The 12,612-nt window shown below is 31.9% G+C and carries 10 protein-coding genes; 4 read left to right on the top strand and 6 right to left on the bottom strand.

What is annotated here, in order from left to right; all coding sequences use genetic code 11:
* Nucleotides 1-34: 34 nt before the first annotated feature.
* The 5 genes from ACNG5D_RS09175 to folE all read right to left on the bottom strand — a co-directional run bounded on the left by ACNG5D_RS09175 (nt 35) and on the right by folE (nt 5,571).
* Entirely contained in the window at nt 35-739 is a 705-nt protein-coding gene (locus ACNG5D_RS09175; RefSeq protein WP_418183215.1) for a toxin-antitoxin system YwqK family antitoxin, read from the bottom strand.
* 135 nt (nt 740-874) lie between these two features.
* Nucleotides 875-2,764 carry a membrane protein insertase YidC gene (yidC, locus tag ACNG5D_RS09180; protein WP_418183216.1) on the bottom strand — a complete coding sequence of 630 codons (1,890 nt, stop codon included), beginning with the start codon at nt 2,762-2,764 and terminating at the stop codon, nt 875-877.
* A 102-nt stretch (nt 2,765-2,866) separates the two neighbouring features.
* Complete coding sequence (locus ACNG5D_RS09185) at nt 2,867-4,501, bottom strand: CTP synthase (RefSeq protein ID WP_418183217.1); 1,635 nt, start codon at nt 4,499-4,501, stop codon at nt 2,867-2,869.
* A gap of 158 nt (nt 4,502-4,659) precedes the next feature.
* The gene (locus ACNG5D_RS09190; protein WP_418183218.1) at nt 4,660-4,929 is read right to left on the bottom strand and encodes a hypothetical protein; all 270 of its coding nucleotides are present in this window, start codon (nt 4,927-4,929) and stop codon (nt 4,660-4,662) included.
* Between the two features lie 54 nt (nt 4,930-4,983).
* Nucleotides 4,984-5,571, bottom strand: a complete 588-nt coding sequence (folE, locus tag ACNG5D_RS09195) for a GTP cyclohydrolase I FolE (protein ID WP_418183219.1) — start codon at nt 5,569-5,571, stop codon at nt 4,984-4,986.
* A gap of 177 nt (nt 5,572-5,748) precedes the next feature.
* Here folE and ACNG5D_RS09200 point away from each other — a divergent pair, with 177 nt between their 5' ends.
* On the top strand, nt 5,749-8,241 hold the full coding sequence (locus ACNG5D_RS09200; protein ID WP_418183220.1) for a DUF5916 domain-containing protein: 2,493 nt from the start codon (nt 5,749-5,751) through the stop codon (nt 8,239-8,241).
* A 79-nt stretch (nt 8,242-8,320) separates the two neighbouring features.
* Complete coding sequence (locus tag ACNG5D_RS09205) at nt 8,321-8,983, top strand: ABC transporter ATP-binding protein (protein ID WP_418183221.1); 663 nt, start codon at nt 8,321-8,323, stop codon at nt 8,981-8,983.
* Here ACNG5D_RS09205 and ACNG5D_RS09210 read toward each other — a convergent pair.
* Complete coding sequence (locus ACNG5D_RS09210; protein WP_418183222.1) at nt 8,980-10,146, bottom strand: MFS transporter; 1,167 nt, start codon at nt 10,144-10,146, stop codon at nt 8,980-8,982. The genes ACNG5D_RS09205 and ACNG5D_RS09210 overlap by 4 nt on opposite strands.
* Before the next feature lie 64 nt (nt 10,147-10,210).
* Between ACNG5D_RS09210 and ACNG5D_RS09215 the strand changes: the two genes are divergently transcribed.
* A complete protein-coding gene (locus tag ACNG5D_RS09215; protein WP_418183223.1) occupies nt 10,211-10,996 on the top strand; it encodes a TIGR02757 family protein in 786 nt (261 codons plus the stop codon).
* Between the two features lie 52 nt (nt 10,997-11,048).
* A complete protein-coding gene (locus tag ACNG5D_RS09220) occupies nt 11,049-12,545 on the top strand; it encodes a S10 family peptidase (protein ID WP_418183224.1) in 1,497 nt (498 codons plus the stop codon).
* Nucleotides 12,546-12,612 lie beyond the last annotated feature (67 nt).

Genomic DNA, 12,612 nt, shown 5'->3' on the forward strand with positions numbered 1-12,612 from the left:
AAAAATTGTCTATGAAAAAGAGCGCCTTAAGTATTTAAGGCGTTTTTTTATTATACTTAGGTTTATAGGTAAAATCTTTTTGTTCTATTAGCTTACCGTTTTCATAATATGTCCAAATACCATGCTTTTTCCCTCTTTTATATTGTCCTTCCGAAACTAATTGCCCTTTAGGATTATAAAATTGGGCTTTACCATGCAACTCATTATTTTCATAAACATAAGTTTTAAGTAATACATTTTTTTCGGATAACCAATACGACTCTCCATTTAACTTACCTGCAATATAGTTTTGTTTTTCTGCCACTTGTCCATTTGGATAATACACAAATCGCTCTCCTATTAATTCTCCCTTGCTATTAAATGTTTCGGTGGTTAAAAGTTGATTAGAGTTTTTTTGATAGTATTTCCATGTACCTATATATATTTTTCCATTCATGGTACCTTCACTAATTACCTTTCCGTTTGAAGCTAAAAACTTTACTTCTACAATATTATTATCGTCGTTAAACTGTTTTGTTGCCGATAATATAGCTTTGTTTTTATACAGTTTATAAAATTTAAAAAGCCCTACTTCTTTGCCATGTTTAAATTGTCCTTCGTATCTTACAACATTTGTGTTTTCAAAATTCTTTTTCCAAATTCCATGACGCTTTCCGTTAGCATCAAACTGGTTTATGTTTTGAGCAAACATAATAGTATTAAACATTAATAAAATAATAAAACTATAACGCTTTTTCATTTTTCTTATTTATTTATTTCACTTAAGTTACACCTAACTAACGGTTATTAATTATGTTTTCTTATAACAAAAAAGCTGCCAAATATTTTTTTGGCAGCTTTTTATGTTTAAATATAAATTTATTTATTTTATAATTTATTTACGTTTTTGCTGGGCTTGTTTTTGTTTTTCTGCCTGCTCCATCATTTCGGCCATTTTTTTCTGAAAACGGCTTTGTTTTTTAGGCTGTTTTTTCTTCTCTTGTATTTGTGCATGAATTTTTTCTTCATCCAAAATAAAGTTTTTAATAACTAATATAATACCTATACTAATAACGTTAGATATAAAGTAATATAAACTTAAACCAGAGGCATAGTTATTAAAGAAAAACAACATCATTATTGGCGAGAAGTACATCATATACTTCATCATTTTAGCCATATCTGGCATACCTTCTTGTTGTGGTTGTGCAGCTTGCATATTTTGTCCTGTTGTTAAACGCATATAGAAGAAAATAGCTATTGATGCTAAAATTGGAAACAAACTAACGTGATTACCATAAAAAGGAATATTAAATGGCAGGTTTGCTATAACATCGTATGATGATAAATCGTTAACCCAAAGGAATGATTTTTGTCTTAAATCGAAAGCTGAAGGGAAAAACTGAAACAACGCATAAAACACAGGCAATTGTATTAAAGCTGGTAAACACCCTGCCATTGGACTTGCTCCTGCTTTTGTTTGCAACGCCATGGTTTCTTGTTGCGCTTTCATTTTATTATTCTTGTATTTCTCTCTAATAGCATCTAACTCTGGCTTTAATATTTTCATTTTTGCCTGAGATAAAAACTGTTTGTATTGTACAAATGATAATAGGAATTTTACTAAAACCGTCATAACCACAATAGCAATACCGTAAGACATATAACTGCCTAAGAAACCAAAAAGCGGCATGAAAATGTAGCGGTTAATCCAACCGAAAAGCCCCCAGCCAAATGGTACTAATTCATCTAAGTTTCTGTCGTATGTATTAAGTACTTTAAAATCGCTTGGCCCATAATACCAATCCATGGTTTGGTTTAACTCTCCGCCTTGTAATTCTAAAGGAATAGTTGTTGCAAAACTTTTGGTAAAAACGGTATCAATAGTTTCTTCTTTAACTAAGTTTTCAGTTTTTACTTTTACATTTTTAAAACGATTGTCTGTTAATAAAACAGACGAAAAGAAATGCTGTTTATAACCAATCCAAGCAACATCTTCTATATCATCTTCGCCATCTCTTGTATAATCGGCTTTTCCGTCTTCATAATCATAATGCACATCGGTATATCTGTTTTCGTAAGATATACTTTTTGCATGTCTATACCCTTTTAATTTCCAATCTAAATTAATGGCTTGCGAGCTATTAATTACGTTGCTTAACCCTTGAGAACGGATAGCAAAATCTATCATATAATCTCCTTCTTTAAGCTCGTAACGGTATTCTAAAAACTGACTTTCTGAAACTTTTAATTTCATAGATACAACCGTTACATTTCCATTTTTAGTTACTTGCGGTACAAATGGTAAATCTTTGGTATTTAAAATTCGGCTGTCGTTTGTTCCAAAATTTATATTGAAAGAGGCATTATTATCCTTAATCATATAAATAGGAATAGAATCGTAATCGACAAATTGTTTTAATCTAACTTCAGAAAGATAACCGCCTTTATTATTAAATTTTAATGCTAATAAATCGCTTTCAACAATTGTTTCTTTATCATTAGATTGTGTTGCAGAATAAGCAAAAGCACCTAATTTGTTTTTTAATTGAATCATTTGAAGCGAATCTACTCCAGATCCCACAGCATAATCGGCTGCTGTAGTTACTAAGGCTTCCTCTTGTGCTTTAGCTTTTTGTTGCGCTTCAACTTGTTCTTGCTTTGCTTTTTCTTGGGCTTCAATTTCTTCTGGCGTAGGTTGGTTTTGCCATAGCATGTATGCTAAAATCCCGAAAATAAGTATAAAACCTATAATCGAGTTAATATCTAATTTCTTTTCTTCCATGTGTTAGTTATAGTGCTTAGTAGCCTAATAATTATTAATAAAATTCTTAAATAAGTTAAGCGTTCTTAAAAAAACTTATCAAATAGCTATCCAATTTTATGTTTATGCCATAGTGGCATTATTTTTCTTTTTTTTATGTTGTAATGCCGCTTTAACAAAGGCTACAAATAGAGGGTGCGGATTAGCCACCGTACTTTTATATTCTGGATGGTATTGCACACCAACAAACCATGGGTGCTCTGGAATTTCAACAATTTCTACCAATCCTGTATCTGGATTTAAGCCTGTTGCAATCATTCCGGCAGCTTCAATTTTATCTTTATAGTCGCCATTAAATTCATAACGATGTCTGTGGCGTTCTGTAATACTTTCGGCTTTATAAATATCTCGTACCTTACTTCCTATTTTTAAATCGCAACCCCAAGCACCTAAACGCATGGTTCCGCCTTTGTCTGTTATATTTTTCTGGTCTTCCATTAAACCAATTACAGGATTATTTGTGCTAGCATTCATCTCTGTAGAAGCGGCATCATTAATCCCTAAAACATTTCTAGAAAACTCGATAACAGCCATTTGCATACCTAAGCAAATACCTAAAAATGGCACATTATTTTCTCTAACATATTTTACTGCATCAATTTTACCATCAATACCACGCTCTCCAAAACCTGGAGCTACCAAAACACCATCAAGATGCGATAGTTTTAATTTGGCATTATCGTTATTTATATATTCTGAGTGTACAGATTCTACATTCACTTTTACTTCATTTTCTGCTCCTGCATGAATAAAGGCTTCTAGAATTGATTTATACGAATCTTGCAACTCTACATACTTACCTATTAACCCTATAGTTATTTCGGTTTTAGGGTTTTTATGACGGTGTACAAATTGATTCCATTGATTAATATCTGGTTTAGAGCTTTTTAAGTTAAGTTTTTCTAGTACAACCTTATCTAAACCTTCATCTAGCATTAAATTTGGTACATCGTAAATCGTTGATGCGTCTATAGATTGAATTACAGCATCTTCACTAACATTACAAAATAATGCTAATTTTCTGCGTAAATCTTTAGGTAAGTTACGTTCTGTTCTACAAACCAATATATCGGCCTGTACTCCACTTTCCATAAGTGTTTTTACGCTATGTTGTGTTGGTTTTGTTTTTAATTCGCCTGCTGCCGATAAATAAGGAACTAATGTTAAGTGAATAACAATACCATTGTTTTTCCCTAAATCCCATCGTAATTGACGTACGGCTTCAATGTATGGTAACGATTCTATATCGCCAACAGTACCGCCAATTTCTGTAATTACGATGTCGTAATTTCCAGATTTGCCAAGCATTTGCACGCGTTCCTTAATTTCATCTGTAATATGTGGTACTACTTGCACCGTTTTTCCTAAAAACTCGCCACGCCTCTCTTTTTCAATAACGCTTTGGTAAATTCTACCCGTTGTTACGTTATTAGCCTGACTTGTAGGGCGATTTAAAAAACGTTCGTAATGGCCTAAATCTAAATCGGTTTCAGCACCATCTTCTGTTACATAACATTCGCCATGTTCGTACGGATTTAAAGTGCCTGGATCTACATTTATATATGGATCTAATTTTTGAATAGTTACTCTATAGCCTTGAGCTTGAAGTAATTTAGCAAGAGATGCTGCTATGATGCCTTTTCCTAAAGACGATGTAACCCCACCGGTTACAAATATGTATTTTGCTGTAGTTGTCATGTTGCGCTTATAAACGCAGGCAAATTTACAAAATTAAAATAGTTATTTAGGCGGGACTTGTTAACAATTTTTCAATTGATTTTCTGATAGATTTGTTTTAAAAATTACTTGAAAAAATTTTACTTAGTATTTAAGTATTCTTAATTTAAATAAAACTGCTACACTTCTACAACTTTTTCTTCCTTTTGAAGTACATAAGTTAACACCCACATTATGGTAAAGGTTGGTATAATATCAAACCCAGGAATTATTTCTTCTATAAAAGAAACAACGCCTGCTATTTTTCCTTTTGTGCCTTTATACATTTTACTCATTAAATAACCAGAAGCTGGTGCCCAAACAATATCGAAAATGGTAAGCATACCAATGGCATCAAACACAAGACTTAAACCTAACTTTTTATATTTACTTAAATTTTCTAAACTCATTATTTATTTTTAGTAAGTTAATAACAAGAAATATACCAAATTTAGTTATGTAAGTTATTTTCCAATAAGCTTTAAAAACTCATTTCGGGTTTCGTTTTTTTCAAACTGCCCTCTAAACCCAGATGTTGTAGTTATTGAGTTTTGTTTTTGTACGCCTCGCATCATCATACACATATGCGATGCTTCTATTACAACTGCTACACCCTGTGGTTTTAGTGTATCGTTTATACAATCTAATATTTGTTCTGTTAAGCGTTCTTGTACTTGTAATCGTCTTGCAAAAACATCAACAATTCTGGGTAGTTTGCTTAAACCTACAATTTGGCCATTTGGTATATAAGCTATATGTGCTTTTCCAAAAAATGGTAAGATATGATGCTCGCAAAGTGAATACAATTCAATATCTTTTACAATTACCATTTCGTTATAAGACTCTTTAAACATAGCGCCTTTTAAAATTTCTACAGGGTCTTGATTGTAGCCTTGAGTTAAAAATTGCATAGCTTTGGCTGCGCGTTCGGGTGTTTTTAGCAAACCATCCCTATTGGTATCTTCACCCAAATCTTTTATAATATTTTCATATCTGTTTTTAACATCATCGGTAACTTTCATGTTATACTCCTCGAAACTCTTATATGGCATAGTGCGTATCTTTTTTTTAGATTATAAAAATAAAGATAATTATAAAAACATAATGAAAATCTCTACTTTTTAATATAGCTCTGCTTTTTTTAACTTTTTATTGTGAATATTAAAAAATAACAAATTTAGTTTTGTGTGGTTAAGTGACTAATAACAAACACATCATCAATCAAAATCATGAGACAAGTATCTTTTTTAATACTATGCTTATGCATGTGTATGCATTTTAATGCTCAAACCAAAAAAACGTACCATATTACTAGAACTAATAAAGCGCCAAACATAGATGGTGTTTTAAATGAAAGTATATGGAATAACCTACAAATAGCTACTGATTTTATACAATTTAAACCAGAGGTAGGAAAAACACCTGGCAAGGAAAAACGCACCGAAGTAAAAATGTGCTATGATGATAAAGCCATATACATATCAGCTTATTTACATGACACCCCTGCAGATATAATGCGCCAATTTACACAACGAGATAATTTTGGGCAATCTGATTTTTTTGGAATTATTTTTAACCCAAATAACGATGCACAAAATAATACAGAATTTTTTGTTTTTAGTTCTGGCACACAGGCCGATGCTGTTGAAAGCCCAAGTAATGGTGAAGATTTTGGATGGAATGCCGTTTGGGAAAGTGCCGTAAAAATGGTAGATGATGGCTGGACTTTAGAAGTAAAAATACCCTATAGAGCATTACGCTTTACACAACAAGAAAACCCCACTTGGGGAATTCAGTTTCATAGACACTATAGAAAAACCAGAGCTCAATTTACCTGGAATGCTATTGATGTAACTAAAGGGAACTTTGGTCTTTACAATGCTGAATTAAAAGACCTTAAAAATATTGTACCTCCAACCAGATTAAACTTTTACCCTTACGCATCTAGCTTAGTAAGTAGTTTTGAAGGTGAAACAAAATCTGATTTTGCAGCAGGACTAGATGTTAAATACGGTATTACAGAAAATATTACTCTAGATGCTACTTTAATTCCAGATTTTAGCCAAGCTGGATTTGATAATGTTATATTAAATCTTGGCCCGTTTGAACAACAATTTACCGAACAGCGCCAGTTTTTTACAGAAGGTGTCGATTTATTTAACAAAGGAAACTTATTTTACTCTAGACGAGTTGGTGGTTACCCTTCAACAACACCAGAAATTGATGATGATGAAGAATTAATTAACCACCCAGAAAAAGTACAATTACTTAATGCCGTAAAAATATCTGGAAGAACAAAAAAAGGATTAGGCATTGGTTTTTTTAATGCCATTACAGAAAAAACCTTAACAACCATTGAAAAAACCGAAATTGTAAATGAAAACACACCTAACCAAACAACTTTAAAAACCAAAAGAAACGAAATTGTAGAACCGCTAGCCAATTATAACATTATGGTTCTAGACCAACAATTTAACAAAAACTCTTCTGTAACATTAATTAATACAAATGTTACAAGAAACGGAAACTTTAAAGATGCTAACGTAACTGGTTTACTACTAGATTTAATAAACAAAAAAAACACTTATGGCGTTATTGGAGAAGTAAAAATGAGCACCTTTAACGATGTTGAAAATATTGATAACGGATACAGCACTAGGTTTGGCTTTGGCAAAAATAGTGGGAAATTTAGGTTTACAGCATTATATGATTATGCCGATGAAAATTTTGATATTAACGATTTAGGCATTCAATTTAGAAACAATTTTAGTAACTATAGTGCAGAAATGAGCTATAGAATTTTTGAGCCCACAAAAAACTTAAATAATTATCAAATTAACTTATGGTTTAATTATAACCAACTAGCAAACCCAAATACATATACAGGAAGCAACATTAATTTTAACTTTAGAGCCACAAATAAAAAACTACACTCTTTTGGTTTAAGTGGTAATTGGAACATAGGGAAACGCCATGATTATTTTGAGCCTAGAAACGGCTTTAATAGTTTTTTTACCACCAGAAACTACATGGAAAGTAACGCATGGGTATCGTCAAACTACAACAACTTTTTTGCTTTAGATGCTAATTTTGGATATGCCTTATTTTTTGATAAAGAAAGACACAACTTTAACAATTGGTGGTTTGGCTTTAAACCTCGTTTTAAATTTAATGACAAACTTTTAGTTGCTTTAGGTTATGAATTTGACGACTATAATGCAGACCGTGGCTACATAAATAACCAAGACGTAGACAACACTATTATTTTTGGGCAGCGAGAACGACTAGAAACCACATTAAGCATTTCTGGCAGTTATAATTTTAATCCATTTAATGCATTAACACTAAGCTTTAGAAACTATTTAAGCCGAGTAACGTATGATAATCAAGTATATAACTTACAAGAAAACGGAAGTTTATTAGTTTCAAACACCCATACAAAAACAACCATAGGCGAAGACACAGATTTTAACCCAGATGCAAATTTTAATACCTGGAATTTAGATTTTAGTTACACATGGCAATTTGCACCAGGAAGCCAATTAACAGCCCTATATAGAAATCAAATTTTTAATTATTCTGAAAATTCGAAAGACAGTTATTTTGACAGTTTAAACGCCTTATTTAAACAAGAAAAGCGCAACACCTTTTCGTTAAGATTAGTTTATTTTATTGATTATAATGATGCCAAAAACATCTTTAAAAATAAAAACCGAGCATAAACACTAAATACCATTCCTTATAAAATTCATTTGCTATAACGCTATAAAGTATTATTTTCACAACTATTATTTATAACAGATGATTCAAGCAAAAAACATTCATAAATATTACGGCTCTTTAGAAGTTTTAAAAGGTGTAAATATAAATATTGAAAAAGGCGAAATAGTATCTATTGTTGGTGCATCGGGTGCCGGAAAAACAACATTATTGCATATTTTAGGTACATTAGACAGAGCTGATGCAAAAACAAATTCAGAATTAATAATAAACAACACCAATATAAATACACTTAAAGACAAAGCTTTAGCCAAGTTTAGAAATCAGCATATTGGCTTTATATTTCAATTTCACCAACTTTTACCGGAATTTACAGCCATAGAAAACGTTTGTTTACCAGCTTTTATAAAAGGAACAAAAAAGGCTGATGCCGAAATTAGAGCCAAAGAATTATTGGACTTTTTAGGTCTGTCGCACAGATATAACCACAAACCTAACGAGCTTTCTGGGGGCGAGCAACAACGCGTAGCCGTTGCTAGAGCCTTAATTAATAATCCCGATTTAATTTTTGCCGATGAACCCTCTGGAAATTTAGATAGCGAATCTGCCGAAAATTTACATAATCTATTTTTTAAGCTTCGTGATGAATTTGGTCAAACTTTTGTTATTGTAACTCATAACGAAGATTTAGCAAACATGGCCGACAGAAAATTGGTAATGGTAGATGGGAATATTAATAACTAATTTTTCTTGTAAAGCGCTAACACTCCTAAAATAGGTCCAATAGCTAAAATCAAGAAAAGGTATTTTGCAGCCACAAAAGTTTGCAAACAATTCATTACCTGAATACTAACAATAGTTATAGCAAAACCTATTGAGTTTACAATGGTAAGCGCAGTTCCTTTTAATTCTGTTTCAACGTTTTGAGCCACTAAAGTTGAAAATAAAGGCGAGTCTGCAATAACCACAACGCCCCAAAACATTAAAAAAGAAACAAAAATGTATTCTTGATTTAATATAAAAAACAACGGAGATACTAAACAACAAATACCAGATAAGGTAAGCGACAATCCTGCAATTTTTTTAGGTGCAAATTTTTCAGATAAATATCCTGAAGCATAACACCCTAAGCTCCCAACAGCTATTACATAAAAGCTTAATAAAGAAATATTAAAATCTACATTAGCATAAGATTCGGTATATAGCTTTAATAAAACAGGAATAAATGCCCAAAATGTATATAATTCCCACATGTGACCAAAATACCCAAAAGCTGCGTATCTAAATTTTTTAATTTTAAAAATCTTATAGCACACAGAAATATCAAACTTTTGTAAAGCTTTTTTAAAAGGTCCATCTGGAACTAACAACAAAATTAATACGCCCCCAAAAACAGCTAATCCAGAGGTAATATATAACATGTGTTTCCAAACCATTACATTTTCAAAACTTTTTAACACATGCGGAAATGCTGTACCTAAAACCAAAGCACCAACTAATAAACCTAACGATTTTCCAAGCCCTTTTTCATAATAATCTGATGCTATTTTCATTCCTACAGGATAAATTCCTGCAAGAAAAAAACCTGTTAAAAACCTAAAAACAAATAAGCTATAAAGCGAATGTGTTGTAAAAACAATACTAACATTAAAAGCAGAAGCAACTAAAGCACTTACAAAAAATACCTTTGATGGTGAAAACCGATCTGAAATAGTTAAAATAGCATATATAAAAGTTCCTAGAATAAAGCCAAACTGAATGGCTGATGCTAAATCTCCAAGTGCTGAAGGTTTTAAATTAAAGTTATTTATTAAATCTACAATAATGGCATTTCCAACAAACCATAAAGAAGTACAACAAAACTGAGAGAAAACAATAACAGATAAAATTACCTTTTTACTAATCATTAATTTAATTAAAACAGTTAAGTCTGCTTTTTATTAAGCTAATTACAATTATTTTTGTGAAACTATGAAAGAAAAACAAATAAAACTCACTAAAACCGAACTAGCAGATTTTTTAAATGCCAAGGTAATACAATATAATAACCCCAAATTTATAGAAAGCGACCCCATTCAAATCCCGCATAAATTCAGTAAAAAAGAAGATATAGAAATATCTGGATTTTTAACTTCAACTATAGCTTGGGGTAACAGAAAAAGCATAATAAATAACGCTTATAAATTAATGCAATTATTAGATGAATCGCCATACGATTTTGTGTTAAACCATAAAAAAACCGATTTAGAAAAACTTGAATCATTTGTACACAGAACATTTAACGGAAACGATTGCATACAATTTATAAAATCGTTACAACACATTTATAAAAACCATGGTGGTTTAGAAGCTGTTTTTCTTAAACATATCGAGGCAAACTCTCTTCAAAACTCTATATCGAAATTTAAATCTACTTTTTTCGAGATAGAACATTTACAACGCACCCAAAAACATGTAAGCGATCCATTAAAAAATTCGGCAGCAAAACGTATTAACATGTTTTTAAGGTGGATGGTTAGAAACGATAACGCTGAAGTAGATTTTGGTATATGGAAATCCATTTCGCCAAGTTACCTTTCTTGCCCTTTAGATGTGCACTCCGGAAACGTAGCCAGAAAACTAGGCTTACTTACCAGAAAACAAAACGATGGCAAAGCCTTAACCGAACTAGATAATGCATTAAGAAAACTAGATCCAACCGATCCTGTTAAATACGATTTTGCTTTATTTGGCTTAGGTGTTTTTGAAGAATTTTAACACATTTACTCGTCTTGGTTTTATATATTTAAAAAAAATTATCTTTTTAAATATGAAACACAATTTTACAGTATTCTTACTCTTAATCTCCGTCATTGGATTTTCTCAAACTTTAAAAATACCAACAGACACTATAGTGGTTACTAACCATACCACTACAATTAAAAACACAAGCATTTCTTATAAAGCAACAACAGGAACACAACCAGTTTGGAATAAAAACGGCGAGCCAATTGCAACATTATACTACACCTATTACGAACGCAATAATGTTAAAGACAAAGCAAACAGACCTTTAGTTATTTCGTTTAATGGTGGTCCCGGATCTGCTTCGGTCTGGATGCATATTGCATACACAGGCCCTAAAGTTTTAAATATTGATGATGAAGGCTATCCTGTACAACCCTATGGCGTTAAAGACAACCCCAACTCTATACTTGACGTTGCCGACATTGTTTTTGTAAACCCTGTAAACACAGGATATTCCAGAATGATTGAAGATAAAGATGGAAAATTACCAGACCGCAAAACTTTTTTTGGTATTAATGCCGATATTAAATATTTAGCCTCATGGATAAACACTTTTGTAACTAGAAAAAACCGATGGGAATCGCCTAAATATATTATAGGTGAAAGCTACGGAGGAACTCGTGTTATGGGATTAGCTAAAGAGTTACAAGACAACCAATGGATGTATTTAAATGGTGTTATTTTAGTATCGCCAGCAGATTATAAATTATACAGCACCGGCCAACCTATATACTCGGCTTTAAATTTGCCTTATTTTACAGCCGCCGCCTGGTACCAAAACGCATTAAGTCCAGAATTACAAGAAAAGGACTTATTAGATATTTTACCAGAAGCAGAAAATTTTGCAATAAACAACCTCATACCATCATTAGTAAAAGGCGCATTTATTTCTGCTAGTGAAAAAGAAGATGTTGCAAAAAAAATGGCTTACTACTCGGGTTTAAGCAAAACTTCTATTTTACAACATAATTTAGATGTTCCTACTCGTTTTTTTTGGAAAGAACTATTACGAGATGAAACTGGACAAACCATTGGAAGACTAGACTCTAGATATTTAGGAATTGATAAAACTGAAGCAGGAAACAGTCCAGATTTTAACCCAGAATTAACCTCTTGGATGCATTCCTTTACCCCTGCCATAAATTATTACATAAGAGAACATTTAAACTTTAAAACAGATATTAAATATAATATGTTTGGCGATGTTCATCCGTGGGATAAAAGAAATAATAATGTAAGAGAAGGTCTAAGACAAGCTATGGCTAAAAACCCTTACTTAAAAGTATTAATACAATCTGGTTATTATGATGGTGCCACAACTTATTTTGCTGCTAAATACACAATGGGACAAATTGACCCTAGCGGAAAAATGAAAGACAGATTATTTTTTAAAGGCTACAGAAGCGGACACATGATGTATTTAAGAAAAGACGATTTAATTGCTGCAAATGAAGACTTACGCACCTTTATAAGCAACTCCTTAAGTAAAGGTAAAGCCGCTAAATACACAAAAAAGTAGCTCTGATAAATAATATACTAAAAACGAACTTAACTAGTAAGTTGGAAATAAAAAAACGATTGACGAA

Origin of the sequence: Algibacter ulvanivorans (assembly GCF_048381495.1) — a bacterium.
Classification (GTDB): Bacteria; Bacteroidota; Bacteroidia; order Flavobacteriales; family Flavobacteriaceae; genus Algibacter_B; species Algibacter_B ulvanivorans.

Coding starts and splice junctions, on each gene's coding strand:
- ACNG5D_RS09205 (WP_418183221.1), top strand. CDS start 8,321: ATGATTCAAGCAAAAAACATTCATAAATATTACGGCTCTTTAGAAGTT.
- ACNG5D_RS09175 (WP_418183215.1), bottom strand. CDS start 739: ATGAAAAAGCGTTATAGTTTTATTATTTTATTAATGTTTAATACTATT.
- folE (WP_418183219.1), bottom strand. CDS start 5,571: ATGCCATATAAGAGTTTCGAGGAGTATAACATGAAAGTTACCGATGAT.
- yidC (WP_418183216.1), bottom strand. CDS start 2,764: ATGGAAGAAAAGAAATTAGATATTAACTCGATTATAGGTTTTATACTT.
- ACNG5D_RS09185 (WP_418183217.1), bottom strand. CDS start 4,501: ATGACAACTACAGCAAAATACATATTTGTAACCGGTGGGGTTACATCG.
- ACNG5D_RS09200 (WP_418183220.1), top strand. CDS start 5,749: ATGAGACAAGTATCTTTTTTAATACTATGCTTATGCATGTGTATGCAT.
- ACNG5D_RS09190 (WP_418183218.1), bottom strand. CDS start 4,929: ATGAGTTTAGAAAATTTAAGTAAATATAAAAAGTTAGGTTTAAGTCTT.
- ACNG5D_RS09210 (WP_418183222.1), bottom strand. CDS start 10,146: ATGATTAGTAAAAAGGTAATTTTATCTGTTATTGTTTTCTCTCAGTTT.
- ACNG5D_RS09220 (WP_418183224.1), top strand. CDS start 11,049: ATGAAACACAATTTTACAGTATTCTTACTCTTAATCTCCGTCATTGGA.
- ACNG5D_RS09215 (WP_418183223.1), top strand. CDS start 10,211: ATGAAAGAAAAACAAATAAAACTCACTAAAACCGAACTAGCAGATTTT.